Origin of the sequence: Pseudomonas sp. UBA6310, from assembly GCF_002438225.1 — a bacterium.
Classification (GTDB): Bacteria; Pseudomonadota; Gammaproteobacteria; order Pseudomonadales; family Pseudomonadaceae; genus Pseudomonas_O; species Pseudomonas_O kuykendallii.
In genome coordinates this window covers 77329-103956 of sequence record NZ_DJTK01000083.1, presented here as the reverse complement: position 1 = coordinate 103956, position 26628 = coordinate 77329, and the positions used below count along the sequence as shown (strand labels likewise).

The window sequence follows — 26628 nt, the reverse complement described above, 5'->3', positions numbered from 1 at the left end:
CCCGACCCAGGAGATATACAGATGACTCTGCGTCAGTTCGCAGGGCTTGGAGCCCTTTTGTCCCTTTTCACCCCCGGTCTGGCCATGGCTCAGGAAGTTACCCTGAACTCTGGCGATACCGCCTGGATGCTGACTGCCACGGCTCTCGTGCTGTTCATGACCATCCCCGGCCTGGCGCTGTTCTACGGCGGCATGGTGCGTTCGAAAAACATTCTCTCGGTAATGATGCAGTGCTTCGCCATCACTGGCCTGATCAGCATCGTCTGGGTTGTCTACGGCTATAGCCTGGCCTTCGATACCACCGGTATGGAGCAGGGCGTTGTCAACTTCAACTCCTTCGTGGGTGGCCTGTCGCGTGTATTCCTCAGCGGCCTGACCGTCGACAGCCTGACCTCGGCCTTCCCGGAAAGCGTGTTCATCACCTTCCAGATGACCTTCGCCATTATCACCCCGGCACTCATCGTCGGCGCCTTCGCCGAGCGCATGAAGTTCTCCGCCATGCTGATCTTCATGGTCGTGTGGTTCACCCTGGTGTACGCACCGATCGCCCACATGGTGTGGAGCGGCAACGGTGGTCTGCTGTGGGACTGGGGCGTACTGGACTTCGCGGGCGGCACCGTAGTGCACATCAACGCCGGTATCGCCGGTCTGGTTGCCTGCATCGTGCTCGGCAAGCGTAAAGGCTACCCGTCCACTCCGATGGCTCCGCACAACCTGGGCTACACCCTGGTCGGCGCCGCCATGCTCTGGATCGGCTGGTTCGGCTTCAACGCCGGCTCCGCTGTAGCTGCCAACGGCACCGCAGGCATGGCCATGCTGGTCACCCAGATCGCTACCGCCGCCGCTGCCCTGGGCTGGATGTTCGCCGAGTGGCTGACCCACGGTAAGCCGAGCGCCCTGGGCATCGCTTCCGGTGTGGTTGCCGGTCTGGTTGCCATCACCCCGGCCGCCGGCACCGTCGGCCCGATGGGCGCCCTGGTGATCGGTCTGGTCGCTGGCGTGATCTGCTTCTTCTGCGCCACCAGCCTGAAACGCAAACTGGGCTACGACGACTCCCTGGACGCCTTCGGCGTGCACGGCATCGGCGGCATCATCGGCGCTCTGCTGACCGGCGTCTTCGCCGCTCCGGCTCTGGGTGGCTTCGGCACCGTCGAAGACATCGCCGCTCAGCTGTTCATCCAATTCAAAGGCGTTGCCTTCACCGTTGTCTACACCGGCATCGTGACCTTCGTGATCCTCAAGGTTCTCGATCTGGTCATCGGCCTGCGTGTCAGCGACGAGACCGAGACCGTTGGCCTCGACCTCGCTGAGCACAACGAGCGCGGCTACAACCTGTAATACGCTCCACCAGGAAAAAGCCCGGTTCGCCGGGCTTTTTTTTTGCCTGCGAAACGGCCACCGCCTTGCTATACAAAGATCGCAGCATGCGGCGAAGGTCGCCACCACCGGCTAAATTGAGGCCCTGGCTGGCCTTTGTTTTTTCCGGCGTCGCGCTAGAATGCGCCCGCCAAAAGGGGAGAACGCCAGATGTGGCTGCAGCGATCGATCACCTTGCGGGCGCGTCCGCGTGGTTTCCACCTGATAACCGACGAAGTGCTGAGCGTTCTGCCGGAACTGTCCCGTTATCGGGTTGGTCTGTTACACCTGTGGCTGCAGCACACGTCGGCGTCGTTGAGCGTCAACGAGAATGCCGACGCTGCGGTGCGTCGAGACTTCGAGCGGTTCTTCAACCGTCTAGTGCCGCAGGGGGCCGACGGCTACGAACACGATTACGAAGGCCCCGACGATCTGCCGGCGCACTTCAAGGCGAGCCTGCTGGGCTGCCAACTGAGTCTGCCGATAGCGTCGGGCGAGTTGGCGTTGGGGACCTGGCAAGGTGTCTACCTCGGTGAGCACCGCGACCAGGGCGGTGCACGGCGGTTGATCGCTACCCTGCATGGCGAAGTTTGCTGATTTTTTCCTGTCGCGCAGTGCAGCGGCGGGACCATAACAACCTGCTTATCGCGAGCGTGAGGTCGAACATGAGCGACGAAGAACTGGAACAGGACGAACTGGAAGGAACCGACGAGGACGAAGGCGAGGAGCTCGCCGCTGCCGAAGACGTCGATAGCGAAGACAGCGAGAGCGAGACCCCTGCCCCGGCCGGCAAGAAGGCCAAGGCAGCCGTCGAGCCCGAAGAGCTGCCCAGCGTCGAAGCCAAGCAGAAGGAGCGTGACGCCCTGGCCAGAGCCATGGAAGAGTTCCTCGCGCGCGGTGGCAAGGTGCAGGAAGTGGAGCCCAACGTGGTCGCCGATCCGCCCAAGAAGCCCGACAGCAAGTACGGCAGCCGCCCCATCTGAGGCTGTCCCGCCGATGAAAAAGCCCGCCATGTCGCGGGCTTTTTCATGGCTGGCGTTCGGCTCAGTGGCTGTTCCAGGCGTCCAGCAGCGCCGGCAGCTCGGTCAGGCTGCGAATCTGCGCATCCGGGGCGCCCGGTTGTTCCCAGGCGTTGCCGAGCGGGTTGTACCAGACCGCACGCATCCCGGCCGCCTGGGCGCCGAGGATGTCGTCGCCGGGATGGTCGCCGACATGCACGGCACGCTCGGCCTGCGCATCGGCGCGGCGCAGCGCTTCCTGGAACGGATGCGGATCGGGCTTGCCGACGCCGAGCTCCTCGGCGCAGAGGGCGAAGCGAAAATAGTCGGCCAGGCCCAGGCGGCGGACGTCGGCGTTGCCGTTGGTGATCACCGCCAGCGCATAGCGCCCGGCGAGTTGCTCCAGGGTGGCGATGGTGTCCGGAAAGAAGGTGATCTGGTGACGGGCATCGAGCATGGTCTGGAACGCGCCCTCGGCGAGTTCGCGCGCCTCGCCTTCTCCGTGGCCCAGCTCCGCCAGCGCATGGAACAGCGTGCGCCGGCGCAGTTCGCTGAGGCGGTACCTGAGGCCGGGCTCGGCTTCCACCAGGCGCGAGCGGATGCCCCACAGATGATCGACCGGCAACGCGCCCAGGCGCGGCGCGTGGAGGTTGAGCCAGTCGCGCATGCTGCGCTCGGCGGCGACGATCACCGGGCGGTTGTCCCACAGGGTGTCGTCGAGATCGAAGGTGACCAGTTGGATGCTCATTCGGGTTCGCTGCGCCTCTTCGCCCGCGGGTGGGCACTGTCATAGACCTTCGACAGGTGCTGGAAGTCCAGGTGCGTGTAGATCTGCGTGGTCGCGATGTCGGCGTGGCCGAGCAACTCCTGCACCGCACGCAGGTCCTGCGACGACTCCAGCATGTGACTGGCGAACGAGTGGCGCAGCATGTGCGGATGCACGTGCTGACCCAGTTCGCGCACGCCGGCCAGATGCACGCGCTGGCGGATCGCGCGCGCGCCCAGGCGCTGTCCCTGGCGGCTGATGAACACCGCGCGGTCCGCCGGATTGGCCAGCGCACGCAGGCCGAGCCAGGTGTCCAGCGCCTGGCGTGCGTGGCGACCGACGGGCAACTCGCGGACCTTGTTGCCCTTGCCGTGTACGCGGACCAGGCCGGCCGACAGGTCGAGGCCGTCGAGGTCGAGACCGGCCAGCTCCGACAGCCGCAGTCCGGATGAGTAGAACAGCTCGAGCATGGCGTGATCGCGGCGGGCGAGGAAGTCGTCCTCCACCGCGCCATCCAGCAACTGCTGGGCGCGATCGGCGTCCAGCGTGCGCGGCAGGCGCTTCTGCGCTTTCGGCGGGCTGAGGCCCGCGGCGGGATCGTGGTTGGAGCGACCTTCGCGGATCAGGTAGCGATACAGCCCGCGGGTCGCCGAGAGCAGTCGCGCCAGGCTCGGGCCCGACTGTCCGCGCTGGTGCAGCTGGGCGACCAGGCGACGCAGGCGGCGCGTATCCAGCGACTGCCAGTCGGCCAGTTGCTCTTCTTCGGCAAAGGCGAGCAGCTTGCCGAGGTCGCGGCGATAGCCTTCCAGCGTGTGTGGCGAGACCTGGCGTTCGCTGCGCAGGTGCTCCAGATAGGCGTCGAGGTCGTTCTGCATGGGGCTCCGGTCAGGCGTGTTCGCATCCAGCGGAGCGCCGCGCCGGGCGGTTCAGCGCACCGAGCGCAGCGGCGCCGAAAAACCCGGCAGCACGCGGGACAGCACTTCGCCCAGGTAGCTGAGGAACAGCGTGCCCAGCGAGCTCTTGTAGTGTTGGGGATCGGGGCTGCCGACCGCGAGCAGGCCATGCAGGCCCTGATGGTTGAGTGCGACCACCGCGGCGGAGCCGACCTTCTCGCGGTCTTCGTCGCCGAAGAGGAAGGCCAGCTCGTGGCTGCGCAGCACGCCGCAGAGGGTCTTGCTGCCGCTGAGCAGGCCGCCGACCGCCTGGTGCGCTTCGGCGACGCTCACCGAGCGGCCAACGCCCAGCGGCGTTTCGCTGAACAGGATCAGGCTGACGAAGGGCACCTGGAACTCGTGACGCAGGCTGTCTTCGACGGCGCTGACCACTTCTTCCAGGCTGCCGGCATCGAGCAGGTCGAGGACCAGGCGGCGGGTCTTGTCGAACAGCCGGTCGTTGTCGCGGGCGACATCCATCAGCTGCGACAAACGATGGCGCATCTCGATGTTGCGCTCGCGCAGCAGCTTGACCTGGCGCTCCACCAGCGACACCGCCTCGCCCCGCGAATGCGGGATGCGCAGCTCCGGAATCAGCTCCTCGAAGTCGACGAAGAATTCCGGATGCTCGCGCAGGTAGGCGGCGACCGCGGCGGCGTCGAGTACAGGCGGCTCTTGGGTTTTCTCGCTCATCGCTGGCTCTTGTTCATAGACGGACCTGGCCTTCGTACACGCGTACGGCAGGGCCGGTCATGATAACCGGGTGACCGGGGCCTGCCCACTCGATGGCCAGGCGGCCGCCGGTGAGGTCCAGATGCAGCGGCGAATCCATCCAGCCCTGCTGGATCGCGGCAACCGCGGCGGCGCAGGCGCCCGTTCCGCAGGCCTGGGTTTCGCCGACGCCGCGTTCCCACACGCGCAGGCGGGCCAGTTTGCGGTCGAGCACCTGGAGGAAGCCGACGTTGACCCGCTGCGGGAAGCGCGGATGCTGTTCCAGTTTCGGCCCCAGCGTGCGCACCGGAGCGGCCTGCACGTCGTCGACGCGCAGGACTGCGTGCGGATTGCCCATCGACACCGCGGCCAGCTCGACGCTTTCGCCGTCGACCTCGACCCGATAGCTCAGCGCCTGGCTTTCGGCCTGGAACGGAATCTCGCTCGGCAGCAGGCGCGGTGCGCCCATGTCGACGCTGATCTGGCCGTCGGCGCGCAGGGTCAACTCGATGATGCCGCCCTTGGTCTCGACGCGAATCTCGCGCTTGCTGGTCAGGCGTTTGTCGATGACGAAGCGTGCGAAGCAGCGCGCGCCGTTGCCGCATTGCTCCACTTCCGTGCCGTCGGCGTTGAAGATGCGATAGCGGAAGTCGACGTCCGGATTGCTGGGCGGTTCGACGATCAACAACTGGTCGAAGCCGACGCCGGTGTGCCGATCGCCCCACTGGCGTGCGTGTTTGGACTGGATGTGCGCGTGCTGGCTGACCAGGTCGAGGACCATGAAGTCGTTGCCCAGGCCGTGCATCTTGGTGAAGCGCAATAGCATGGTCGGGCCCTCAGACCGGTAGCAGGCTTTCGCCTGCGTAGAGTTCTTCGAGGGTTTCGCGACGGCGCACTTCGTAGGCCTGTTCGCCGTCCACCAGCACCTCGGCGGCGCGGCCGCGGGTGTTGTAATTGGAGCTCATCACGAAACCGTAGGCCCCGGCCGAACGCACGGCCAGCAGGTCGCCCTCGGCGAGTGCCAGTTCGCGGTCCTTGGCGAGGAAGTCGCCGGTCTCGCAGATCGGGCCGACCAGGTCGTAGCGGCGCTTCTCGCCGTCACGCTGCTGCACCGGTACCACGTCCATCCAGGCCTGGTACAGCGCCGGGCGGATCAGGTCGTTCATCGCCGCATCGACGATGGCGAAATCCTTGTGCTCGGTGTGCTTCAGGTACTCGACCTGGGTCAGCAGCACGCCGGCGTTGGCGACGATCGAGCGGCCCGGCTCGAACACCAGGGTCAGCGCGCGGCCGGCGATGCGCTGGCGCACCGCGGCGATGTAGTCGCTGGCCAGCGGCGGGGTTTCGTCCTTGTAGCGCACGCCGAGACCGCCGCCGAGGTCGAGGTGGCGGATCTGGATGCCACGCTCGGCGAGGCGGTCGATCAGGCTCAGCAGGCGGTCGAGGGCATCGAGGAACGGCGGCAGGCTGGTCAGCTGCGAGCCGATGTGGCAGTCCACGCCGAGCACCTTGAGGTTCGGCAGGCTGGCGGCGCGCGCGTACACCGCCTCGGCGTCGGCGATGGCGATGCCGAACTTGTTTTCCTTGAGCCCGGTGGAGATGTACGGGTGGGTGCCGGCGTCGACGTCGGGGTTCACCCGCAGCGAGACGGCGGCGCTCACGCCCTGTTCGGCGGCGACTTCCTGCAGGCGCTCCAGCTCGTCGGTGGACTCGACGTTGAAGCAGTGCACGCCGACTTCCAGCGCGCGGCGCATGTCGTCGCGCGATTTGCCTACGCCGGAAAAGATCACCTTGCCGGCATCGCCGCCGGCGGCGAGCACGCGCTCGAGTTCGCCGCTGGACACGATGTCGAATCCGGCGCCCAGGCGCGCCAGCAGGTTGAGTACGCCCAGGTTCGAGTTCGCCTTGACCGCGAAGCAGACCAGGTGCGGAACACCGGCCAGCGCATCGGCGTAGGCGCGGTACTGCGCCTCGATATGGGCGCGCGAGTAGACATAGGTCGGTGTGCCGAAACGTTCGGCGATGGCGGACAGCGCCACGCCCTCCGCGAACAGCGAACCGTCGCGGTAGTTGAAGGATTCCATGATGCCTCCTCGGTGGAAGCGCCCGTTCCGCCGGCACTCGGTGCGGCGGCCGCGGGCGACCTCGTCGAACCCGTTCCCGATCTGCTGCGGCGTGAAAGCGGCCTTCGGGGCTTATCTACGATGTGCAGATTCCGCCGTCTCGGGCCTTGCGGGGCCGCTTCAGGCCTGTCCGGCGCTAGCTCGCCAGACCGGGAACCGGGTTCTTAGAATTCGAAACGATCTTTGCTGTTGGCGGCCTTTTCGTCGTCCGGATGGTACAACGGCCCTTTCTGGCCGCAACCGGCGAGGGTGGCGCTGAGCACGACCAGCGCGAGGAAGGGAAGCAGCAGGCGCTTCATGGCGAAAATCCTTGTGAAAAGCGTGATTGCGCCGGAGTATACCGGCCGCCCGGCGCCTTGCCTATGCGCAGGACTCCCGTCCGGCGCGGCTTACGGCGGTTCTCGCGGGGCATTGGCGGAGGTCCGACGAATGGCCTCGCGATGGCTGCCGAAGGGCGGCAACGGCATCGCCCGGCCATCGTCGCGACTGGCGTGCCGGGAGATGATTGGCTACGACAAGACTGTTCCATTGACGAGGATTCACCCGATGAGCCTGAGCGAAGCCCGCTACCATGACCTGATCGACGCTGCCCAGCAGGAGATCGAGGACGTGTTCGACGACAGCGACCTGGACGTCGATCTGGAGAATTCCGCCGGGGTCCTCACGATCGGTTTCGAGAACGGCACGCAGGTGATCCTCAGCCGCCAGGAGCCGCTGCGCCAGCTGTGGGTCGCCGCACGTTCTGGCGGTTTCCATTTCGACTACGACGAGAAGAGCGCGCGCTGGATCTGCGACACCAGCGAGGAGCCGCTGGGCGAACTGATGGCGCGGGTGACCCGCGAACAGACCGGCAGCGACGTTGAGTTCGAGGAACTCTGAGCCGACGCCGGGCGCGGCGTCGGTGGCGTCGCCTTGCTGCCGGCGCTGCTGCCTCGACGCGCTGGACGTCTGCCTGGGCTGCGGCCGCAGCCTTGAGGAAATCCTCCAGTGGAGCGAGTCTGACGACGCACGTCGTCGTCAGATCGTCGATGCCGCCGCCGACCGCCTGCGCAACCGGCAACCCTAGCCTTATCTTCGCTCGCGCTCAGGGCGTTCCCAGCAACGCCCCATTCAGCGCCTCTTCCAGCTTGGCCTTGTAGCGCAGGTAGTCGATGGTCTGCAGCTGGCCGTCGCTGGCCACCTGCGAGAGGTCCAGATCGGTCAGGTAGCAGCGATAACGCTCGTTTTCGCGACGCTGCTCGACAATGTGCCGCGCCACGGCGGCGAACAGGTCGGCACCGTATTCCAGTTCGGAAAATTCCCGGTCATTGCAGTACAGGGTGACGTTCTCGCGCACGCTGTCCAGCGGCTCGACGATCGCCTGGACGTTGTAGAAAAACGGGTTGTCCGAACTCTGCGGCGCGGCGCGGCGCTCCAGGCGCTGGGCGCGCAGGGGCGGCGCCGGCAGCACTTCGTAATAGCGGATATCCAGCGGCAGCGCCGGCAGCTCGTCCAGCGGCTGCGACGCGTTGCGCCGGTAGAGCACCGACTGCAGGAAGCGCTGCAGCGGGTTGAGCAGGCTGTGTTCGTCGCGGAAGGGCAACTGCTGGCGCCACAGCGCATTGCGTTCGTCGAGCACGCTCAGCTCGGCGAAATCGCCGGCCAGGCGGTAGAACACCTGGATGCAGTCAGCCTGCCCCAGCGGCAGGATCAGCGCCAGCTCGCTGCCCTCCAGCGCGTAGCGGTCCAGGTGCAGCGGGCTGAAATGGCCCAGCCCCGCGCCCAGGTGCTCGACCAGCGCCGGCAGGTCGGCGAGGGCAGCGTGACTGACGGCCTGGCCGGGATTCAGTTCGAGGAGGTGGTACTGCTGCTGGACCTGCACCAGGTAGCGGCTGTTGCGTTCGCCGTCGAGGTGGCCGAGCACGTCGTGGAACAGTTCCTCCACGCGCTGGGCGATCGCCGGCGCCCGGTTGCGGCAGAAGCAGCGCACCCGCAGGTCCGGCCGCGCGCGGCCCGCGGGCAGGCTGTCGAGGAAGCTGCGCAGGCAGTCGAGCAGCGCGAACGGGCCGTCGAAGCGGGTGACCAGCATCTCGTTCCAGCTGTTGAGGGTGACCTGGTCGAGCGTAAGCACCAGGTTCTCGCGCGCGCCGGCATAGCCCAGCGCGTCGGTGCGCTCGGTGGTCAGGTGCACGTTGAGCTGGCTGTGCTGCCTGAGCGGGTCGACGCCGACGTTCACCAGCAGCAACACCTCGCTCGGCGCGCTGGCGCGCAGCAGGGCGCTTTCCCCGGCGGTCGGCAGCGGCAGCGGGAAGACCTGGCGCAGGCTGGTCAGCAGGTTGTTCAGTTCGAACTCGCTGAGGTCGGAGCTGCCGGCGTGCAGGGTGAGCCGCGTGCTGGCGTCGATGACGCCGTTGCGATGGCACCAGGCGAGCAGGCCGATCAGCTCGCGGGCGCGCTTGAGCGGCGCGAAATCCTGCCATTCCTGGGCGTTCAGGTTGCCGCCGAACAGCGCCCACTGGCTTTCGCCGTTGTATTCGCCGAGCGAGGCGTGCACCAGGGTCAGCGCATCCTCGGCGAGGTCCGGGGCGATCCCCGGGTTGACGTTCTCGACCTTGCCGGCCTTTCGCTCGAAGGCGGCGTAGAGGCGCCGGCCGAGCACGCCGAGGTCGCGGCTGTTGAGCGAGCTGCCTACCTGCAGGTTGCGCGCGAACTGCGAGAGGAAGCGGTAGCTGTAGGTCAGCTCGTTGACCAGCGCGCGGCGTTCGGCGCTGACCTGGCGGACTTTCCACTGGCTGCGGCTGTCGAGCATCGCCAGTTGCCGTGGCGGCCATTGCCACTCGTCGGCGAGGCGCTCCAGAAGCAGGCGTTGCCAGCTCTTCGCCCGGCCGCGGGCGGGGCGGCTGAGCTTCTTGTTGATCTTCAGGTAGAGGCTCCGGCGCACCAGTTCCAGGCGTTCCTGCTCGCCGCGTTCGCCGAGGTACTCCTCCAGTCGGCGCAGCACGACGATGTAGGGGTCGAGTTCGTCGAGGTCCAGCTGGTTGGCGAACACCGCGCGCTTGAAGCGCAGCGCCAGGCATTCGACCTGCGGGTGCTCGCTGGCGTAGACCTCGGTAAGCAACAGCTTGAGCACCGACTTGTAGGGCGACTCGATGCCCTTGAACAACTGCCACATGCCAGCGCCTATGAATTCGCCGGGCGGAATCCGCGCCAGGTGGCCGAGGTCGAGCACTTCCTCGGCGCGGATGAAGCGCTTCGACAGTAGCGTGTGCACGTACTCGGCATAGCGCTGCTCCTCGTACGCCGGCACCAGCCACCACACCGGCGTGCGTCCGCCGAGCCAGATCGCGGTGCGGTAGAACTCGTCCAGCAGCAGGTAGTGCTGGGTGGTGCCGCAGTCATCCGAGGTCAGCTTGCCTTCGCGCTCGCCGCTGGCGAAACGCGAGGGGTCGATGAGGAAGAAGTGCGCCTCGGTGCCCTGGGTGGTGGCCCAGGCTTCGAGTTGATCGCACTTGCGCTGCAGGTCGGCGACTTCGGCGGCGCTCAGCTCCGGCGCGTGGCAGACCCAGATATCCATGTCGCTCTGATCGGCCTGCGCGACGGTGCCCAGGCTGCCCATCAGGAACAGACCGTGGATCGGTTGCCGGGGCTTGCCGGCGAGTGGGTTGCCGGTGCGCTCGCGGTAGGCGAAGGAACGGGTCAGGCGCTGCGCTTCGGCGAGGATCTGGTCGTCCGGCTGAAAGCCCGAAAGGCCTGCGGGCGTGGTGCCGGAGACGTAGCCGGGAAGCAGCGGGTGGTTGACGTGGAACAGCAGCGGCATCAGCCGCAGGACCAGTTGCTGGCGCGTGGAAAGCATCTGCATGGCGCGCTGCAGGCGACCGTCATTGACCGCCAGGTAGCGCGCGCGAAGCTGCTTGAGCACCTTGCGGTCGATACCCTCGTCGATGTCGGGGCGAATTTCGTGGCTGCGCGACATGGCGGGTCCGCGTCGAATGAGGGCGCCCAGCCTATCAGGAGGTGCGCCGAATGCTCAGTGTATCGGGCGTTTCGGGGCGTTCTTGAGGGGGAAACGCCGGCGCAGAGGCCGGCGAAGCGGGGCGGTCCGGCGTCAGGCCGTTTCGGGTTCGAAGGCCAGGATGGTCAGCAGCGATTGGGCATGCTCGGCGGCGTCGAGGCCGAGGCTGGTCAGGTAGCCGCCATCGGCGGCATCGACCAGGCCCTTGTCGTACAGCCGGCGAACGGCGGCAATGGCGGAAGGCGCGGCAGTGTGGTGGATCTTCAGTCCTTCCTGGGTGTTGGCCAGGTTGAACAGGGCGAGGATTTCGAGTTCTGCGATCAGCTCGGGCGTATAGGACATGGCAACTCCAGAGTGTGAGCCCGCCTACTTTGGGCGGGCATCAGCAGTGTAGACCGCGATCAGTCGGATGTTTCATGACGCCAGGCAGTCAGGATGCGCTCATAGCGTCCGTTTTCGTGAATGCGCTGCAGGCCCTCGTCGAAACGCTGCCGCAATTCGTCGGCCCCCGGGTAACGGCGGGAAAACGACAGGCTCAGCTGCGGGCGCAGGACGCTGGCGACCGCCACGAACTGGTCCTGCAGGGCCGGCGTCTCGCGAAACAGCGCTTCGCTGGTGCCTCTATAGGCCACGCAGTAGTCGACGCGACCGCGCTGCAGCATCAGAAAACCGTTGAGATCGCGGCGCACCGGCACCCGCTTCAGGGTCGGGTGCTGATCGATGAGCGGCCCGTATTCGTAGCCGATCACCATCGCCACCTTCTTTCCTGCCAGTTGCCCGAGGTCGTCCAGGGCCTCCGCCTGGTCGCGGCGCGCCCAGAGCATCAGTTCGGCACTGAAGAGGGGCTGGGACAGCTGGAACTCGGCGGCGATGCGCCGGTCCGGTGCGGTGTTGAAACAGCCGGCGATGGTGCCCTGGCGGGCCAGCTGCATGCAGCGCGAGTAGGGATAGGCGACCAGTTCGACATCCGCGCCGACCGCCTCGAAAGCGGCCCGGACGATGTCCGCCGACATGCCGGTTATCTTGTCGTCGCGCAGGGCGGTGTAGGGGTACCAATCGTCTTCGGCGCCGACCACGTAGTGTTCGGCCAGCGCTTGCGCACCAAGGAGTGCAGCGGCAAACAACAACAGCAAACGCGGTACGAGCATGAACGAACGGCCGGCAATGAGTCGACGGAAGGCAAGCAAGAGTCCAGCCAGCCGTGTTCAGTCGTCCTCCGGCAGCTCCGGGAGCGCGCGCAGGGCCTGCTCGTACCAGTCCATGTCGAAACCGCGGTCGTCGCGCAGCATCGTGCGGATTTCCTGGGCCAGGACCTGGGCCATCAACGCGAGAATGTCTTCGCGCTCGTAGCCGACCAGGGTCAGCTTGTTGAAGGTGGCCTGTGCCGCTGCCGGCTCGCCGGCTTCGAGCTGGTTCTCGATGGCTTCGATCAGCCGCGCTTCGGCGAATGCTTCGTCGTCGTTCTCGTTCATGCCGTTTTCCCGTGAATGAGGCGCCAGTCTGCCATGCGCGGGGCCTGCGCGGCAGACGCGCGAGAACGAATCGCCCGCGATGCCGCTCTATTGCTGGCGTCGAGCCGATGAAGAACCTGGAGTGTTCCCCGCATGATCACCTACTACCTGCCCAGCAGCGAGGGCCTGCGCGCCTGTCATCCCGACGACCTCGGCGAGCTTCCCGCGCAGGTGCTGTGGATCGACCTGCTGAACCCGACGCAAGCCGAGGAGAAGCTGGTGGAAAAGGCCCTCGGAGTGGGCGTGCCGACGCGCGAGGAAATGGCCGAGATCGAGGATTCCTCGCGCTTCTACGAAGAGAACGGCGCGCTCTACATGACCACCAGCGTGGTCACCGGCATCACCGAGAAACACCCGCGTTCGGAGGAGTCGTCCTTCGTGCTGTCCGAGCGCTGGCTGGTGACCGTGCGCTACAGCGAGATGACCGCATTCCGCACCTTCGTCAACAAGGCCGCGCGCCAGGCCGACTGTCACCAGAACAGCGACATGCTGTTCGCCTCGCTGCTGGACAGCATGGTCGACCGCATCGCCGACGTGCTCGAGGAGCTCCAGGCGCAGCTCAACAGCCTGTCGCAGCACATCTTCAGCGAGACCCGCGAGCGCGCCCAGGAAAAGGCCGACCTGCAGCGGGTGATCAAGGACCTGGGACGCTACAACTCGCTGCTGGCCAAGCTCAACGAAAGCCTCCTGAGCATCGGCCGGCAGATCACCTACGTGCGCCAGGCCGGCAATGGCTGGCTCAGCGAGGCGGCGCGGACCTGGCTCAAGTCCAGCGAACGCGACGTGCGCTCGCTCAACGACTACCAGACCAAGATGTCCGGCGAGATCGTCTTCCTGCTCGACGTCACCCTCGGGCTGATCAACATCGAGCAGAACAGCATCATCAAGGTGTTTTCCATCGCCGCCGTGCTGTTCCTCCCGCCGACGCTGGTCGGCACCGTGTACGGGATGAACTTCAAGGTGATGCCGGAGCTGGACTGGACGCTGGGCTACCCGATGGCGCTGGGCATGATGGTCGGCTCGGCGCTGCTTTCCTATGCCCTGTTCAAGTACAAGGGCTGGCTGTGAGCATCGCTCAGGCGCTGGCGCTCACCGCGTTGCCCGTGGCGCTGCCGCCGGCTTCCTTGATCGCCTTCATCAGCATCGCGTAAGCCTGGGTCAGCGAGCTGGTCAGCGAGGCGACCTCGGTCTGAGCCGCCTGCAACGCCGCCTGACTGGCCTCGGAATCGGGGTTCGCGCTGGCGTCGCGGCTCGCCTGGTCCAGGCGCTTCTGGGCCTCCTTGAGCTGCTCCTGAAGCTTGGCGATCATTTCCTTGAGCTTGTCCACCGTGCTGTTGGAACTGCCGCCGCTCGAGCCGCTGGCCTTGGCGGCGGTCGCCTGGTTGGGCTTGCCGATCGACAGCTTGCCGCTGGTCGCGGCATCGCTGTTGGCGACGGCGCCGTTGGCACTGCTGGCGATACGCGTATGCGCGGCGAGGTTCTGGCTGATGCTGGTCATTACCGCCTTCCCTGAAGAGGTTTGCCAGGCTATCGGCCAGCGAATGCCCGGCTTGAGGGCGATGCGGGCCGCGAATGCGGCCCGCGGCGGCGGCTCAGCGTGTGGCGAGCAGTTGCTTGCCACGCAGCACGGCGGCGCGGACCTGCGCCGGCGCGGTTCCGCCGATGTGGTCGCGGGCGTTGACCGAGCCTTCGAGGGTCAGCACGGCGAACACGTCCTGCTCGATCTGGTCGCTGAAACGACGCAGCTCGTCCAGGCTCATCTCGGCCAGGTCCTTGCCGGTCTCCACGCCGTACTTCACCGCATGGCCGACGATCTCGTGGCAGTCACGGAAGGGCAGGCCCTTGCGCACCAGGTAGTCGGCGAGGTCGGTGGCGGTGGAGAAACCACGCAGCGCCGCCTCCCGCATGATGGCGGTCTTCGGCTTGATCGCCGGGATCATGTCGGCGAAGGCGCGCAGCGAATCGCGCAGGGTGTCGGCGGCGTCGAACAGCGGTTCCTTGTCTTCCTGGTTGTCCTTGTTGTAGGCCAGCGGCTGGCCTTTCATCAGGGTCAGCAGGCCGGTCAGGGCGCCGAACACGCGGCCGGTCTTGCCGCGCACCAGCTCGGGGACGTCCGGGTTCTTCTTCTGCGGCATGATCGAGGAGCCGGTGCAGAAGCGGTCGGGCAGGTCGATGAACTGGAACTGCGCGCTGGTCCAGAGCACCAGCTCTTCGGAGAAGCGCGACAGGTGCATCATCGCCAGCGAGGCGGCGGCGCAGAATTCGATGGCGAAGTCACGGTCGGACACGCCGTCCAGCGAGTTGCCGCCGACTGCCTCGAAGCCGAGCAGGCGGCAGGTGGTTTCGCGCCGGATCGGGTAGGTGGTGCCGGCCAGCGCGGCCGAGCCGAGCGGCATGCGGTTGGTGCGCTTGCGGCAGTCGACCAGGCGCTCGTAGTCGCGCGATAGCATCTCGAACCAGGCCAGCAAATGGTGGCCGAAGGTCACCGGCTGAGCGGTTTGCAGGTGGGTGAAGCCGGGCATGATGGTTTCGGCTTCGCGCTCGGCCTGTTCCAGCAGCCCCTGTTGCAGGCGGGTGATCTCGGCCAGGATCAGGTCGATCTCGTCGCGCAGCCAGAGGCGGATGTCGGTGGCGACCTGGTCGTTGCGCGAGCGGCCGGTGTGCAGCTTCTTGCCGGTGATGCCGATGCGGTCGGTCAGGCGCGCTTCGATGTTCATGTGCACGTCTTCCAGGTCGACGCGCCACTCGAAGGTGCCGGCCTCGATCTCCGCCTGGATTTCCTTCAGGCCGTTCTCGATCGCGTCGCGCTCGCCGGCGGTCAGTACGCCCGCCTCGGCGAGCATGGTGGCGTGGGCGATGGAGCCCATGATGTCGTGCCGGTAGAGGCGCTTGTCGAACTCGACGGAGGCGGTGAAGCGCGCGACGAAGGCGTCGACGGGTTCGCTGAAGCGGCCGCCCCAGGACTGGTTGGTTTTTTCGGCACTCATGGACATTCTCTCGGCTAGGCGCGGGGCCGCGGCAGCGGCCTAAAACGTGCGGCGATGATAGCAAAAGCCGCCACCGGCTTCAGGCGCTGCTGTGGGCGGCAGGCTTTGCCTGTAGCCTGTGCCGATTATCAGAGGGGGAGACCTGCCGGGATGCGAGTCGACTGGCTGAACCGCGCCCGCACCACGGCGCCCATCGATGACTTCTTCGTGCCCGAGCTGTGCGAGCCCGAGGCGCTGCTGGCGCTGATCCTGCTCGCCGAGCTGCTGGTGCTGGTGCTGGTGCTCGCCGAACCGATGCTGCCGGGCTTCAACTGGGTGCGCCTGGCGCTGAGTTCGCTGTTCGTGCAATGGATCGTGCTGCTCTCCGCCGCCGTGCTCTGCCGCCTGCGCCCGCTGCTGGCGCGTCTGCGTGCGGCGCTGGCCGGCGCGGTGTGCTGCGCGATCGTGGTGGCGCTGACCCTGACCTGCACCGCGTTCGCCGATCATTTCAGCCTCGGCGGTCCGCTGCCGCGCAGCGGCGAGGTCAATCTCTACCTGCGCCACGGCCTGATCGGGCTGATCATGTCCGCGCTGCTGCTGCGCTACTTCTATCTGCAGAGCCAGTGGCGCCGCCAGGAGCAGGCCGAGCTGCGCGCGCGCATCGAGTCGCTGCAGGCGCGCATCCGCCCGCATTTCCTGTTCAACAGCCTGAACAGCATCGCCAGCCTGGTGGCAATCGATCCGTACAAGGCCGAGCAGGCGGTGCTCGATCTTTCCGACCTGTTTCGCGCCAGCCTGGCCAAACCCGGAACGCTGGTGTCGTGGAAGGACGAACTCGAATTGGCGAAACGCTATTTGTCGATCGAACAATATCGACTTGGCGAGCGTCTACACCTTGAGTGGCAGGTGGAGGGGGTGCCGGACGATCTGCCGATTCCGCAGCTGACCTTGCAGCCGCTGCTGGAAAACGCACTGGTCTACGGTATCCAGCCACGCATCGAAGGCGGCCTTGTCTGTATCGAGGCGGAGTACGAGGCGGGAGTATTCACGTTGCGGGTGAGCAACCCTTATGAAGAAATCGCCGAAGCGAAACCGTCCAGGGGAACACGACAGGCGCTGGTGAACATTGAGGCGCGCATCACGGCACTTTTCGGGCCAAGAGCGAGTCTCAGCGTGGAGCGCCGTGATGGGCGGCACTTCACCTGTCTACGCTATCCTTGTGCAAGACTCACGCAGGAAGCCAGAGCAATATGAATGTCCTGATTGTCGACGACGAACCTCTCGCTCGTGAGCGCCTTAGCCGACTGGTGGGCGAACTTGATGGTTATCGTGTATTGGAGCCCTCGGCCAGCAACGGCGAAGAGGCGCTCGCCCTGATCGAAAGCCTGCGGCCCGACGTGGTCCTGCTCGACATCCGCATGCCCGGCCTGGATGGCCTGCAAGTGGCTGCCAAGCTATGCGAAAGCGATGCGCCGCCGGCGGTGATCTTCTGCACCGCACACGATGAATTCGCCATCGACGCCTTCGAGGTAAGCGCGGTGGGTTACCTGGTCAAACCGGTACGCGCCGAGGCCCTCGCCGATGCACTGAAAAAGGCCGAACGACCGAACCGTGTGCAGCTCGCCGCGCTTACCCGGCCCTCGGTCGAGCACAGCGGCCCGCGCAGCCATATCAGCGCGCGCACCCGCAAGGGCATCGAACTGATTCCGCTGGATCAGGTGGTGTTCTTCATCGCCGACCACAAGTACGTGACCCTGCGCCACGAGGGCGGCGAGGTGCTGCTGGACGAGCCGCTCAAGGCGCTGGAAGACGAGTTCGGCGATCGCTTCGTGCGCATCCACCGCAATGCGCTGGTCGCCCGCGAGCGCATCGAGCGTCTGCAACGTACGCCCCTCGGGCATTTCCAGTTGCACCTGAAGGGTCTCAACGGCGATGCGCTGACCGTTAGCCGGCGCCATGTCGCCGGTGTGCGCAAGTTGATGAACCACCTCTAGCTTCCGCGCTTCGGCCCCGTTCAGCGGGGCCACCCGACACGCCGCAGTCCGACGCGCGCCCGGCCCTGAGCCGGGTCAGCGATTGCGTCGGTCGCGGCCTGTTATCATTCGGCGCAGTTCATTCTCTGGAATTGCCCCGATGTCCCGCGAAATCCGCATCGCCACCCGCAAGAGCGCCCTGGCCCTTTGGCAGGCCGAATTCGTAAAGGAAAGCCTGGAAGCCGCCCACCCCGGCCTGACCGTCAGCCTGGTCCCGATGGTCAGCCGCGGCGACAAGCTGCTCGACGCCCCGCTGGCGAAAATCGGCGGCAAGGGGCTGTTCGTCAAGGAGCTGGAAACCGCGCTGCTGGAGGACGAAGCGGACATCGCGGTGCATTCGATGAAGGACGTGCCGATGGATTTCCCCACCGGGCTCGGCCTGTTCTGCATCTGTGAACGCGAAGACCCGCGTGACGCCTTCGTCTCCAACACCTACGACAGTCTCGAGTCGCTGCCGGCCGGCAGCATCGTTGGCACCTCCAGCCTGCGCCGGCAGGCGCAACTGCTGGCGCGGCGGCCGGACCTGACCATCCACTTCCTGCGCGGCAACGTGAACACGCGTCTGGCCAAGCTGGATGCCGGCGAATACGACGCCATCATCCTCGCCGCCGCCGGGCTGATCCGTCTTGGTTTCGAGTCGCGCATCCGCGCCCGCATCAGTGTCGAGGACAGCCTTCCCGCCGGTGGCCAGGGCGCCGTAGGTATCGAATGTCGTACCGCCGACCTCGACCTGCACGCGCTGCTGGCGCCGCTGAACCACGCGCCGACCGCCGTGCGGGTCAACGCCGAGCGGGCGATGAACAAACACCTCAATGGCGGCTGCCAGGTGCCGATCGCCTGCTACGCCGAGCTGGAAGGCGAGCAGCTGTGGCTGCGCGGCCTGGTCGGCCAGCCAGATGGCGGCCTGCTGCTGCGCGCCGAAGGCCGCGCGCCGGCGGGCGACGCCGAAGCGCTCGGCGTGCGGATCGCCGAGGCACTGCTGGCGCAGGGCGCGCAGGACATTCTCGCCGAGGTCTATGGCGAGGCCGGGCAGCCGTGAAATCCGGCTGGCGCCTGCTGCTCACCCGCCCGGCCGAGGACTGTGCCAGCAGCGCCGCGCAGCTCGCCGAGCATGGCGTGCATGCCAGCTGCATGCCCCTGCTGGAGATCCAGGCGCTGGAAGAAAGCGCCGAACAGCACCGCCTGCTGCGTGACCTGAACCGCTATCACGCGGTGATCGTGATCAGCAAACCCGCCGCGCGCATCGGCCTCGCACGGCTGGCGAGCCACGGGACAGCGGTGCCGGAAAGTCTGCGCTGGTTCAGCGTCGGCGCCGCCACCGGAGCGCTGCTGCGCGAACACGGGCTCGACGCCTGCTGGCCGCAGACGGGCGATGACAGCGAGGCCCTGCTCGCCATGCCGCAGCTGGCCGAGCTGCTGGCGCAGGCCGAGTCGCGGATTCTGATCCTGCGCGGGGAGGGTGGCCGCGAACTGCTCGCCGAGCGGTTGCGTGAGCGCGGCGCGCATGTCGACTACCTTCCTCTTTATCGCCGCGCCCTGCCGGAATACCCTGCGGGCGCCCTGCCCGAGCGGGTTCGATCGGAACGCTTGAACGGCCTGGTGGTCAGCAGTGGGCAGGGTTTGGAACATCTGCGCCTGCTGGCGGAGCAGGCCTGGCCGCAGCTGGCCGAGTTACCCTTGTTCGTACCGAGCCCGCGGGTCGCCGAGCTGGCCCGCGAGGCCGGTGCCCGAATCGTTGTGGATTGTCGCGGTGCCCAGGTCGCGGCGTTGCTGGCGGCGCTGGAGGACCGGCCCGCCCCCTGATGCAAAGGATGGATACGTGAGCGAAACCGACGCGAAGATCGCCGAAGCACAAGACCCCGTCACCCCCGTCGAAGTCGCTGCCGAGCCCAGGCGGCCGGGCAACGGCGTTGCCGTCCTGGCGCTGCTGGTGGGTATCGCCGCGCTGACCATAGGAGGTTGGGCGGGCTGGCAGTCGCATACCCAGCAGCAGCTCGAACAACGCCGCCAGGCCGAGCAGGCGAGCCTCGCGAAGCAGGTCGACGAACGCCTGCAGCAGAACGGCCAGCAGGTCGAAGCCCGCTTGCAGGGCCTGCCCAGCGCGCAGAGCATCGACGAGCAGCGGCGCCTGCTGGTGACCCTTCAGGGAGACCAGCAGCAACTGGCGAAGACCATGACCAGCGTGCTCGGCGCCAGCCGCGAGAGCTGGCGCCTGGCGGAGGCGGAACACCTGCTGCGCCTGGCGATCCTGCGTCTCACCGCGCTGCAGGACATCGCCAGCGCCACCGCCCTGGTCCAAGGTGCCGACGACATCCTGCGCGCGCAGGACGATCCGCTGGCCTTCGCCGCCCGCGGTGAGCTGATCAAGGCCCTGGAGACGCTTCGCGCGCTGCCGCAGCCCGACCGCAACGGCCTGTTCCTGCAGCTTTCGGCGTTGCGCAGCCAGGCCGATCAGCTGCAGACCCTGGCGCCGGAGTACGAGATCGACGAGAGCGGCGCGGCGCCGGTCCCGACGGAGGCGCCCTGGTGGCAGCGCACCTGGGACAAACTCTCCAAATACGTGCGCCTGGAACTGCATGCCGACCAGGACATTCGTCCGCAACTGGCCGGGCAGAGCCTGGCCCAGGTGCGTCTGACCCTTTCGCTGGCGCTCGAACAGGCGCAGTGGGCGGCCTTGAACGCCCAGCCGGAAATCTACCGCGCCGCCCTGACGCAGGCGCAGGAGCTGCTGAAAACCTACTTCGACGCGCAAAGCCACGAGGTCGGCGCCCTGGCGTCGCGCCTGGCGCAGCTTGCCGAGCAACCGGTGAGCGTCGAGATTCCCGACCTGCGTCCGGCGTTGCTCGGCCTGCAGGCCTATCTGAAAGAACGCGAGGCGCCACGCCAGGACAAGCCCGCGGCCGATGAGGCCGAACAGCCGGCGGATGCCGTGGAGGCAGGCGAATGATCCGCGCATTGCTGGTGCTGCTGGTCGTCGCCGTCGCCGCCACGCTGCTCGGCCTGGCGATCTCCGAGAGCAGCGGCTACGTGCTGATCGCCTACCGCGGCTTTCGCTACGAATCCAGCCTGTGGGTCTTTCTCGGCCTGCTGGTGCTGCTCGGCCTGACGCTGTATCTGCTGCGCCTGGTGGCGCGCCTGCTGGTCGCCTCCAACGGCGCGCTCAACCCCTGGTCGAAGAAGCGCCGCAGCCTGCGCACCCGTCGCGCCGCCGAGCACGGGCTGCTGGACATGCTCGAAGGTCGCTGGGAGCGTGCCTTGCGTCACCTCAAGCTGGCTGCCGAGAACGAGCCGCAGCCTCTGATGTACTACCTGGGAGCCGCCCGTGCAGCCAATCACCTGGGCCAGTACGAAGAGAGCGACAACCTGCTCGAGGGCGCCCTGCAGCGTCAGCCCAAGGCCGAACTGGCGGTGGCGCTGACCCACGCCGAGCTGCAACGCGAGCGCGGCGACCTGGAAGGCGCCCGTGACACCCTGCAGGCCATGCACGAGCGTCATCCGGGGCATCACCAGGTGCTGCTGCAACTGCTCGCGGTGCATCGCCAGCGGGGCGAGTGGGCGGCGTGCGGCGCGCTGCTGCCGGAGCTGCGCAAGCACAAGCTGCTGGGCAACGGGGAACTGCTCGAGCTGGAGCGCGCCAGCTGGCGCGGGCGGCTGAGCCAGTCGACCGATCTGGCGACGTTGCAACAGGCCTGGCAGCACCTGCCCTCGGCGCAGAAACAGGACCCGGAGATGCTCTTCGCCTACGCCAGCCAGCTGCGTTACCTGGGCAGCGACGCCGACGCCGAGGAAGCGCTGCGCGGACCGTTGAAGAAGCATTACGACAGTCGCCTGATGGATTTCTACGGCGACCTGCAGGGGCGCGATCCGGCGGCTCAGCTGGAGATCGCCGAGGGCTGGCTGAAGCAGCATCCCGAGGACCCGCTGTTGCTGCGCGCGCTGGCGCGGATCAGTCAGAACAGCGCGCTCTGGGGCAAGGCGCGGGACTACTACGAGGCAAGCCTCGGCTTCTCCCGTGATCCGCGCACCTGCGCCGAACTGGCGCGGTTGTTCACTCGCCTGGGCGAGCACGAACGCAGCAACCAGCTGTTCCAGGAAGGCCTCGGCCTGCTGCCGCGCAACCTGCCTGCGGCGTTGCCCGCGACCTCCTGAGCAGCACGCCGGCTGCCGGATGGCGCCGCGGCTTGAAAGGCCGGGGCGCTTTCCTCTACCGTAGCGGCCTTTCCCGTCAATCGGTGCCTTCATGTCTTCCCTGGCCAGTTCGCGTTCGCTGTTCCTGCTCGCCTTTGTTGCCTGCGTGCTCGTCATGGCCGGCGCGCTTTATCTGGAGCATGTGGTCGGTCTCGAGCCGTGCCCACTGTGCATTCTCCAGCGCATCTGCGTGATCGCTTTCGGGCTTGTCTGTCTGGTCGCGGCCATCCACGGCCCGCGTCGTCGCGGTCGCCGGGTGTACTCGGTGTTCGCGCTGATCGCCGCGGTCGCCGGCGCCGCGGTCGCCGGACGCCAGGTCTGGCTGCAGAAGATTCCCGCCGACGAACTGCCCGCCTGCCTGCCAAGCCTCGACTACATGATGGAGGCGCTGCCGTTCCAGGACATCATCCGCCTGGTGCTGCACGGGACCGCCGACTGCGCCGAAGTGAAGTGGACGCTGTTCGGCCTCAGCCTGCCGGAGTGGAGCATGCTGGCGTTCGCCGGGCTGATCCTCTTCGCGCTGTTCCAGCTGCTACGTAGCGACTGAGCGACGAACCCGCACCGCGCGCACGTCCTGCCGGGAAGCGAAACGCCGAACGGGAGCGGGCCTTGCCCGGCGATGAAGGAATCGAGGTAAACATCCCGTTCGATTTTTTCCGACCGGGCACCTTGATGGTCCATGGCCTGGGGCATACTCTGGTTTTTCACGCGGCCCGGAAGGCGTCATTTCCGGGTCTCTTCCCATGCGCATGCGCTGCCGACCAAGCACCACGTCCGGCGCCGAAGTACAGAAAACACCGATAAAGGGAAGCGAGGACATCATGCTCGAGAGCTGTCATAACGCCCAGGAGCGCTGGGGTGGCGTACACCAGATGATCGACCGCTGGCTGCAGGAGCGCCATCAGCTGATCAGCGCCTATTACGCCTTCGAGGCCGAGCCGGACGGCCTGGCCGTTACTCCCGAGGCCTTGCAGGCCTTCTGCGAATTGCTGCTCGACTACGTGTCGGCCGGGCATTTCGAAATCTACGAACAACTGCTCGGCGAAGGGCGCGCGTTCAACGAGAGCCGAGGGCTGGAACTGGCCAAGCGGATATTCCCGCGCATCGAGGCGATCACCGAAGTCGCGCTGCGCTTCAACGACCGCTGCGCCACGGGCGATTGCGCCGCCAGCAAGGACCTGCTGGACGAACTGAAACACCTGGGTCAGCTACTCCACGAGCGTTTCGAGCTCGAAGACTGCCTCATCGAAGTCCTCCACACCGCCCACCAGCAGACCGCCGCGGCGGTCTGACCCGTGTCGCACGAAGCCGCCCGGCTCGGGCGGCTTCAGGTGCGGGACGCTGCCGCTTGATCTTCTCCGGGCCTCATTCGCAGGCTCTCGAACTCCCGTAACGGCGCTGTCACATTCCTGTCATTGGCGGGCCTTCGCTCGGACGACTACTATGGGCCAGTCAAATTGCCCAGGAGCCCTCCATGTCGGCGAAAAAAAGCAAGAAAGCGGTGCCCACGCCGCTGCATCTGTTGCAACAACTTTCCCAAAGCCTGCTGGAACACCTCGACAACGCCTGCACCCAGGCGCAGGCGGATGCCGAGAAGCTGCTTGCCAAGCTGGAGAAGCAGCGCAGCAAGGCGCAGGACAAACTGCATGGCGCGCACAGCAAGCTGCAGCTCGCCGCCGCGGCCGGCAAAGCCAAGGCGCAGTCCAAGGCCCGCAAGGTCATCGACGAGCTGGAAGGCTTGCTCTCCGCGCTGGAATCCCGTCAGGCCGAGACGCGCGTCTACATCGTCCAGCTGAAGAAGGATGCCCAGCAGAGCCTGAAGCTTGCGCAAGGCGTCGAAAAGGTGAAGGAAGCCGCGGACAAGGCCCTCGATGCCCGCACCGCCGTGCCGGCGGTGAAAACCGCGAGCAAGCCGGCCGTCAGCCGCGTGGTCAAGCCTGCGGCGAAGCCGGCCCAGCCGCGCACCCGAGCCGCTGCCAAGCCCGCTGCGAAGCCGGCCGCGGCGAAAACCGCGGCGGCCAAACCCGCTGCGGCCTCGGCTGCCGTCAAGCCCGCCGCGAGCGCGAAGACGGCCGTCAAGCCCGCCAGCAAGGCGCCCGCCGCTCCGGCGAAGGCCGCCAGTTCCGCCAAGCCGGCACGTCCGGCCGTCAAGCGCGTCGCCAAGCCGGCGGCCAAGCCCGCCGCGGCGAAACCCGCTGCTCCGGCCGCGCCTGACGCGGTCTCCAGCGCGGTTCCGGCGGCCGCGGGCGATACGCTCTGAGGCACTGAAAGGCGCCACCGGCCTTTCGCGACGCCATGAAAAAGCCAGGCTTTCGAGCCTGGCTTTTTCGTTTGCGCCGTAGCGGCGATCGGGTCTAGTCCGCCGGCAGCAGGTGCAGGGTGCCCTCGGCGTGCGCCGCGACATCGTCATCGCTCATGCGCATCGGCTGGTAGCGTCCGGCGATGTAGTCCCGTGCCTGATCGGCGTTGTGGCGATCGAAGAGCACGCCGCTCTGCCCGACCGGGTTGATGCCGAGGCTGTGCAGCGGATCGTCGAAATCCACCAGGCGGCGCGTCGAAGGGCCGTAGGTGACCGGCCAGGGCGCCGGGCCGATGCGCTGGGACAGGTTGTTGGGCAGCTCGTGGCCGCCGGGCGCGGCGAAGGGGCCGACGTTGAACAGGCGATCCAGCGGTTTCTGCTGGCCCAGCGCATGGGCGTGGGTGACCTGGTGCAGCGTGCCCCAGGTCCAGCCCTGCGGGTCCTTGCCGAAGTGTTCGCGCAGGTGCGCGAGGGTGGCCTGCCAGGCCTTGCCCAGTATAACGGCGCGGCTTTCCGTCTCGCCCGTGGTGCGGTCGTCCCACCACGGCGAGCGGGCATCGGCCACCAGCCGCGGTAGCGCATGGTCGAGGACGCGGGTGCTCAGCAGCGTGTCGAAATAGTCCGCGCCCAGCTCATCGGCCATCGCGGCGCGGGCGATCTCGTAGAGCAACTGGTTGAACAGGCTGGCCTCCACCGAGTCGAGGTCGTGTACGCCGTCCCAGGCGGCGAGACGCTCGAGCAGGGCGCGGTCTTCGCCGTCGCCGACCTGGCTGCGCAGGTCGGCGAGGATCGGTAGCAGGATGCGTTCGTAGTAGTCGGTCTTCGCCTCCAGTTGCAGCGCCTGGCTGTTGTCGCGGTCCCATTTCACCGTGGCGTCGGCCAACTGACGGTCGAGCTCGCGGCCACGGTCGGGCAGGTTGTAGTGGCCCGGAATCTCGATGCCGGTCGGCGAGACCGGCTGGAAGTTGGCCGAGACGATGTAGCCGCGGGCCGGGTTCTCTTCCTGCGGGTTGTCGCTGAACGGGTAGAAGCCGGGCTTCTCCGCTTCGCCGCGGCGCGCATCGAGGATGAACAGCGGATTGACTCCCTCGGGGCGCCTGACCAGCTTCGCCGCCGCCCACCAGGCGATGTCGCCGTGGGCGTTGGCGTAGACCAGGTTAAGGCCGGGCGCGTGGATCTTCTCGGCGGCGGCGCGCGCCTGTTCCAGGCTGTCGGCGTCGCGCAGGCCGTAGAAGGCGTCGATCAGCGGGTTCTCGGTTTCCAGGAAGGCCCACCACATGGCGATCGGCGTCTTGCCGGCGGCCTTGCCCAGGGCGTCGGTGATGATCGGCCCGTGCGGCGAACGGCGCAGGGTTAGCGTGACCGGCTCGGCGTCCTTCACCCGGATGGTCTGCTCGGTCTTTTCCATGGTCACCCAGCGGCCCTGGTAGCGAACCTGCTCGGGGTCGTCCGGGTTGACTTCTTCGGCGATCAGGTCGAGGTCGGCGTTCTGGAACATGGTCAGGCTCCAGGCATGCCCGGCGTTGTGGCCGAGCATGGCGAACGGCGTCAGCGCCTGGTAGTGGCCGTACAACTCGCTGCCCGGCATCTGCGTGTGCGCCTCGTACCACACCGCCGGATTGGAAAAGCGGATATGCGGATCGCCGGCCAGCAGCGCCTTGCCGCTGGCGGTGCGCGCGCCGGAGACCACCCAGGCGTTGCTGCCCTCGAACTGCGGCAGACCGGCATCTTCCAGTCCGTCCGCGCTCAGCTGGGCGATGCGGCCCAGATCCTTCCAGTCGCCAGCGGCCAGGGCCGGCCCGGCGAGCGCGCCTTGCGGCTGCCAGTCGATATCGAAGGCGCGCAGGTAGTCGGCGCCCAACCGGTCGCGGATGAAGGTCAGCAGCGGATTGGTGCGCAGGGATACGGCGAAGCTGTACGCGGTGTAGCCGTTGATGGCGAAGGTGTCTGCCGCGGTGAAAGGCCGTTTGCGGATGCCTAGCAGATCGAACTCCAGCGGGGCCGGATGGCTGTCCTGGAACTGGTTGACGCCGGCCAGGTAGGCCTCCAGCGCCTTCCAGGGCTTGCCGTTGCGGTCGACGCGCGCGGCGTAGGCCTCGGCATGTTCGCCCAGGCGCAGGGTGCGGAACAGGCGGTCGGTATCGACCAGCTTGGCGCCGAAGATTTCCGCCAGCTCGCCGCGTGCCAGGCGGCGCATCAGTTCCATCTGGAACAGCCGGTCCTGGGCGTGGGCGTAGCCGAGGGCGCGGTACAGGTCGGCTTCGGTCTGCGCGCGGATGTGCGGCACGCCGCGGTCGTCGTAACGGATCTCGACGGGCTTTTCGAGGCCGGCCAGGTGCCGTTCGCCGGATCGCGTCGGTTGTTTGCCGTGGAAGTACCAGGCGCCGCCGCCGGCCACGACGGCGAGCAGCAGGACGAGCAGCGTGAGCACGCGTTTCATCGGTGTTCCTTGTTGTTATGGGCTGATCCGTTGCGCATTCTGCCGTGCGCGGGGGGCGGTGGGGTGGCGCCCTCCCGTGCAAATACCGGGCAATCAGTCTGCCGTATCGTCCCACGGACAGTAGCAGCCGACGGCGAGGGTGTTGGTGGCACTCACCGTGCGGCCCTCGGCCAGTGCCTCCAGCACCGGCTCGATGAAGCTGTTGCCCGAGGTGCAGCTGGCACCCTCGCTGTAGGGGCCGAAATAGACCAGTCGCCCGTCCACATCCCAGATGCCCACGGCCGGGCTCGCCGGAAGGTCTTCCGAACCGGGCA

At 67.0% G+C, this 26628-nt stretch carries 28 protein-coding genes and 1 pseudogene; 15 read left to right on the top strand and 14 right to left on the bottom strand.

Translation table 11 applies throughout. From position 1 onward, the window contains the following. Positions 1-21 precede the first annotated feature (21 nt). The 3 genes from B3E91_RS20645 (at position 22) to sutA (ending at position 2339) form a co-directional block, all read left to right on the top strand. Positions 22-1338 carry an ammonium transporter gene (locus tag B3E91_RS20645; RefSeq protein ID WP_090224327.1) on the top strand — a complete coding sequence of 439 codons (1317 nt, stop codon included), beginning with the start codon at positions 22-24 and terminating at the stop codon, positions 1336-1338. Positions 1339-1527: 189 nt separating this feature from the next. Then, on the top strand, positions 1528-1953 hold the full coding sequence (locus B3E91_RS20640; RefSeq protein ID WP_282340197.1) for a secondary thiamine-phosphate synthase enzyme YjbQ: 426 nt from the start codon (positions 1528-1530) through the stop codon (positions 1951-1953). 68 nt (positions 1954-2021) lie between these two features. After that, the gene (gene sutA / locus B3E91_RS20635; protein WP_090224324.1) at positions 2022-2339 is read left to right on the top strand and encodes a transcriptional regulator SutA; all 318 of its coding nucleotides are present in this window, start codon (positions 2022-2024) and stop codon (positions 2337-2339) included. A gap of 61 nt (positions 2340-2400) precedes the next feature. On the opposite strand, the gene B3E91_RS20630 is transcribed toward sutA, so the two are convergent. The 6 genes from B3E91_RS20630 to lptM all read right to left on the bottom strand — a co-directional run bounded on the left by B3E91_RS20630 (position 2401) and on the right by lptM (position 7185). Beyond that, positions 2401-3102 (bottom strand): HAD family hydrolase, encoded by a 702-nt coding sequence (locus B3E91_RS20630; protein ID WP_287031211.1) that lies wholly within the window; start codon positions 3100-3102, stop codon positions 2401-2403. Next, positions 3099-3995: a tyrosine recombinase XerC gene (gene xerC / locus B3E91_RS20625; protein ID WP_287031210.1), complete on the bottom strand. Its 897-nt coding sequence runs from the start codon at positions 3993-3995 to the stop codon at positions 3099-3101. The genes B3E91_RS20630 and xerC overlap by 4 nt, the downstream gene beginning before the upstream one ends. 51 nt (positions 3996-4046) lie before the next feature. Beyond that, a complete protein-coding gene (locus tag B3E91_RS20620; RefSeq protein WP_287031209.1) occupies positions 4047-4745 on the bottom strand; it encodes a DUF484 family protein in 699 nt (232 codons plus the stop codon). 13 nt (positions 4746-4758) lie between these two features. Next, positions 4759-5589, bottom strand: coding sequence for a diaminopimelate epimerase (gene dapF, locus B3E91_RS20615; protein WP_287031208.1), 831 nt, complete (start codon positions 5587-5589; stop codon positions 4759-4761). A gap of 10 nt (positions 5590-5599) precedes the next feature. Then, positions 5600-6847 carry a diaminopimelate decarboxylase gene (lysA, locus tag B3E91_RS20610; protein WP_287031207.1) on the bottom strand — a complete coding sequence of 416 codons (1248 nt, stop codon included), beginning with the start codon at positions 6845-6847 and terminating at the stop codon, positions 5600-5602. A gap of 203 nt (positions 6848-7050) precedes the next feature. Then, a complete protein-coding gene (gene lptM, locus B3E91_RS20605) occupies positions 7051-7185 on the bottom strand; it encodes an LPS translocon maturation chaperone LptM (RefSeq protein WP_090224313.1) in 135 nt (44 codons plus the stop codon). A 247-nt stretch (positions 7186-7432) separates the two neighbouring features. Here lptM and cyaY point away from each other — a divergent pair, with 247 nt between their 5' ends. Together cyaY and B3E91_RS20595 are read left to right on the top strand one after the other, a co-directional pair. Next, positions 7433-7765 carry an iron donor protein CyaY gene (cyaY, locus tag B3E91_RS20600; protein ID WP_090224311.1) on the top strand — a complete coding sequence of 111 codons (333 nt, stop codon included), beginning with the start codon at positions 7433-7435 and terminating at the stop codon, positions 7763-7765. A gap of 22 nt (positions 7766-7787) precedes the next feature. Further along, positions 7788-7952 (top strand): DUF1289 domain-containing protein, encoded by a 165-nt coding sequence (locus tag B3E91_RS20595; protein WP_090224309.1) that lies wholly within the window; start codon positions 7788-7790, stop codon positions 7950-7952. Between the two features lie 18 nt (positions 7953-7970). Here B3E91_RS20595 and B3E91_RS20590 read toward each other — a convergent pair whose 3' ends face one another. The 4 genes from B3E91_RS20590 to B3E91_RS20575 form a co-directional block, all read right to left on the bottom strand. Beyond that, positions 7971-10838, bottom strand: a complete 2868-nt coding sequence (locus B3E91_RS20590) for a class I adenylate cyclase (protein ID WP_287031206.1) — start codon at positions 10836-10838, stop codon at positions 7971-7973. A gap of 132 nt (positions 10839-10970) precedes the next feature. Further along, a complete protein-coding gene (locus B3E91_RS20585) occupies positions 10971-11219 on the bottom strand; it encodes a TIGR02647 family protein (protein ID WP_090224306.1) in 249 nt (82 codons plus the stop codon). A gap of 59 nt (positions 11220-11278) precedes the next feature. Beyond that, complete coding sequence (locus tag B3E91_RS20580) at positions 11279-12025, bottom strand: substrate-binding periplasmic protein (protein WP_090225178.1); 747 nt, start codon at positions 12023-12025, stop codon at positions 11279-11281. Positions 12026-12082: 57 nt separating this feature from the next. Further along, complete coding sequence (locus B3E91_RS20575) at positions 12083-12349, bottom strand: hypothetical protein (RefSeq protein WP_090224304.1); 267 nt, start codon at positions 12347-12349, stop codon at positions 12083-12085. A 132-nt stretch (positions 12350-12481) separates the two neighbouring features. On the opposite strand from B3E91_RS20575, the gene B3E91_RS20570 reads away from it, so the two are divergent. Beyond that, on the top strand, positions 12482-13456 hold the full coding sequence (locus tag B3E91_RS20570) for a magnesium transporter CorA family protein (protein ID WP_287031205.1): 975 nt from the start codon (positions 12482-12484) through the stop codon (positions 13454-13456). A 7-nt stretch (positions 13457-13463) separates the two neighbouring features. Here the strand turns inward: B3E91_RS20570 and B3E91_RS20565 are convergent, their stop codons facing one another. Both B3E91_RS20565 and argH read right to left on the bottom strand, forming a co-directional pair. Next, positions 13464-13886: a hypothetical protein gene (locus tag B3E91_RS20565; RefSeq protein WP_287031204.1), complete on the bottom strand. Its 423-nt coding sequence runs from the start codon at positions 13884-13886 to the stop codon at positions 13464-13466. Positions 13887-13980: 94 nt separating this feature from the next. Further along, positions 13981-15375, bottom strand: coding sequence for an argininosuccinate lyase (gene argH, locus B3E91_RS20560; protein WP_287031203.1), 1395 nt, complete (start codon positions 15373-15375; stop codon positions 13981-13983). Positions 15376-15525: 150 nt separating this feature from the next. On the opposite strand from argH, the gene B3E91_RS20555 reads away from it, so the two are divergent. From B3E91_RS20555 to B3E91_RS20515, 9 genes and pseudogenes are all read left to right on the top strand, one after another. Next, the gene (locus B3E91_RS20555; RefSeq protein ID WP_090224298.1) at positions 15526-16608 is read left to right on the top strand and encodes a sensor histidine kinase; all 1083 of its coding nucleotides are present in this window, start codon (positions 15526-15528) and stop codon (positions 16606-16608) included. Next, positions 16605-17348, top strand: coding sequence for a LytR/AlgR family response regulator transcription factor (locus tag B3E91_RS20550; protein ID WP_090224296.1), 744 nt, complete (start codon positions 16605-16607; stop codon positions 17346-17348). The genes B3E91_RS20555 and B3E91_RS20550 overlap by 4 nt, the downstream gene beginning before the upstream one ends. A 139-nt stretch (positions 17349-17487) precedes the next feature. Continuing rightward, positions 17488-18426, top strand: a complete 939-nt coding sequence (hemC, locus tag B3E91_RS20545) for a hydroxymethylbilane synthase (protein ID WP_090224294.1) — start codon at positions 17488-17490, stop codon at positions 18424-18426. Continuing rightward, positions 18423-19190 (top strand): uroporphyrinogen-III synthase, encoded by a 768-nt coding sequence (locus B3E91_RS20540; RefSeq protein WP_287031202.1) that lies wholly within the window; start codon positions 18423-18425, stop codon positions 19188-19190. The genes hemC and B3E91_RS20540 overlap by 4 nt, the downstream gene beginning before the upstream one ends. A gap of 16 nt (positions 19191-19206) precedes the next feature. Next, a complete protein-coding gene (locus tag B3E91_RS20535; RefSeq protein ID WP_287031201.1) occupies positions 19207-20334 on the top strand; it encodes a uroporphyrinogen-III C-methyltransferase in 1128 nt (375 codons plus the stop codon). Then, complete coding sequence (locus tag B3E91_RS20530; protein ID WP_287031200.1) at positions 20331-21536, top strand: heme biosynthesis protein HemY; 1206 nt, start codon at positions 20331-20333, stop codon at positions 21534-21536. Before B3E91_RS20535 ends, B3E91_RS20530 begins: the two co-directional genes overlap by 4 nt. 91 nt (positions 21537-21627) lie before the next feature. After that, complete coding sequence (locus B3E91_RS20525) at positions 21628-22122, top strand: disulfide bond formation protein B (RefSeq protein ID WP_287031199.1); 495 nt, start codon at positions 21628-21630, stop codon at positions 22120-22122. Between the two features lie 274 nt (positions 22123-22396). Continuing rightward, entirely contained in the window at positions 22397-22867 is a 471-nt protein-coding gene (rsd, locus tag B3E91_RS20520) for a sigma D regulator (RefSeq protein ID WP_273234006.1), read from the top strand. A 182-nt stretch (positions 22868-23049) separates the two neighbouring features. Further along, positions 23050-23817 (top strand): annotated as a pseudogene (locus B3E91_RS20515) (AlgP family protein); the annotation flags it as partial. Positions 23818-23929: 112 nt separating this feature from the next. Here the strand turns inward: B3E91_RS20515 and B3E91_RS20510 are convergent. Together B3E91_RS20510 and B3E91_RS20505 are read right to left on the bottom strand one after the other, a co-directional pair. Then, positions 23930-26314 carry a penicillin acylase family protein gene (locus B3E91_RS20510; RefSeq protein WP_287031197.1) on the bottom strand — a complete coding sequence of 795 codons (2385 nt, stop codon included), beginning with the start codon at positions 26312-26314 and terminating at the stop codon, positions 23930-23932. A 93-nt stretch (positions 26315-26407) separates the two neighbouring features. After that, positions 26408-26628: DUF6436 domain-containing protein (locus B3E91_RS20505; RefSeq protein ID WP_287031196.1), on the bottom strand; the 221-nt coding region annotated here is incomplete at its 5' end.

Coding starts and splice junctions, on each gene's coding strand:
- B3E91_RS20645 (WP_090224327.1), top strand. CDS start 22: ATGACTCTGCGTCAGTTCGCAGGGCTTGGAGCCCTTTTGTCCCTTTTC.
- B3E91_RS20640 (WP_282340197.1), top strand. CDS start 1,528: ATGTGGCTGCAGCGATCGATCACCTTGCGGGCGCGTCCGCGTGGTTTC.
- sutA (WP_090224324.1), top strand. CDS start 2,022: ATGAGCGACGAAGAACTGGAACAGGACGAACTGGAAGGAACCGACGAG.
- B3E91_RS20630 (WP_287031211.1), bottom strand. CDS start 3,102: ATGAGCATCCAACTGGTCACCTTCGATCTCGACGACACCCTGTGGGAC.
- xerC (WP_287031210.1), bottom strand. CDS start 3,995: ATGCAGAACGACCTCGACGCCTATCTGGAGCACCTGCGCAGCGAACGC.
- B3E91_RS20620 (WP_287031209.1), bottom strand. CDS start 4,745: ATGAGCGAGAAAACCCAAGAGCCGCCTGTACTCGACGCCGCCGCGGTC.
- dapF (WP_287031208.1), bottom strand. CDS start 5,589: ATGCTATTGCGCTTCACCAAGATGCACGGCCTGGGCAACGACTTCATG.
- lysA (WP_287031207.1), bottom strand. CDS start 6,847: ATGGAATCCTTCAACTACCGCGACGGTTCGCTGTTCGCGGAGGGCGTG.
- lptM (WP_090224313.1), bottom strand. CDS start 7,185: ATGAAGCGCCTGCTGCTTCCCTTCCTCGCGCTGGTCGTGCTCAGCGCC.
- cyaY (WP_090224311.1), top strand. CDS start 7,433: ATGAGCCTGAGCGAAGCCCGCTACCATGACCTGATCGACGCTGCCCAG.
- B3E91_RS20590 (WP_287031206.1), bottom strand. CDS start 10,838: ATGTCGCGCAGCCACGAAATTCGCCCCGACATCGACGAGGGTATCGAC.
- B3E91_RS20585 (WP_090224306.1), bottom strand. CDS start 11,219: ATGTCCTATACGCCCGAGCTGATCGCAGAACTCGAAATCCTCGCCCTG.
- B3E91_RS20580 (WP_090225178.1), bottom strand. CDS start 12,025: ATGCTCGTACCGCGTTTGCTGTTGTTGTTTGCCGCTGCACTCCTTGGT.
- B3E91_RS20575 (WP_090224304.1), bottom strand. CDS start 12,349: ATGAACGAGAACGACGACGAAGCATTCGCCGAAGCGCGGCTGATCGAA.
- B3E91_RS20570 (WP_287031205.1), top strand. CDS start 12,482: ATGATCACCTACTACCTGCCCAGCAGCGAGGGCCTGCGCGCCTGTCAT.
- B3E91_RS20565 (WP_287031204.1), bottom strand. CDS start 13,886: ATGACCAGCATCAGCCAGAACCTCGCCGCGCATACGCGTATCGCCAGC.
- argH (WP_287031203.1), bottom strand. CDS start 15,375: ATGAGTGCCGAAAAAACCAACCAGTCCTGGGGCGGCCGCTTCAGCGAA.
- B3E91_RS20555 (WP_090224298.1), top strand. CDS start 15,526: ATGCGAGTCGACTGGCTGAACCGCGCCCGCACCACGGCGCCCATCGAT.
- B3E91_RS20550 (WP_090224296.1), top strand. CDS start 16,605: ATGAATGTCCTGATTGTCGACGACGAACCTCTCGCTCGTGAGCGCCTT.
- hemC (WP_090224294.1), top strand. CDS start 17,488: ATGTCCCGCGAAATCCGCATCGCCACCCGCAAGAGCGCCCTGGCCCTT.
- B3E91_RS20530 (WP_287031200.1), top strand. CDS start 20,331: ATGATCCGCGCATTGCTGGTGCTGCTGGTCGTCGCCGTCGCCGCCACG.
- B3E91_RS20525 (WP_287031199.1), top strand. CDS start 21,628: ATGTCTTCCCTGGCCAGTTCGCGTTCGCTGTTCCTGCTCGCCTTTGTT.
- rsd (WP_273234006.1), top strand. CDS start 22,397: ATGCTCGAGAGCTGTCATAACGCCCAGGAGCGCTGGGGTGGCGTACAC.
- B3E91_RS20510 (WP_287031197.1), bottom strand. CDS start 26,314: ATGAAACGCGTGCTCACGCTGCTCGTCCTGCTGCTCGCCGTCGTGGCC.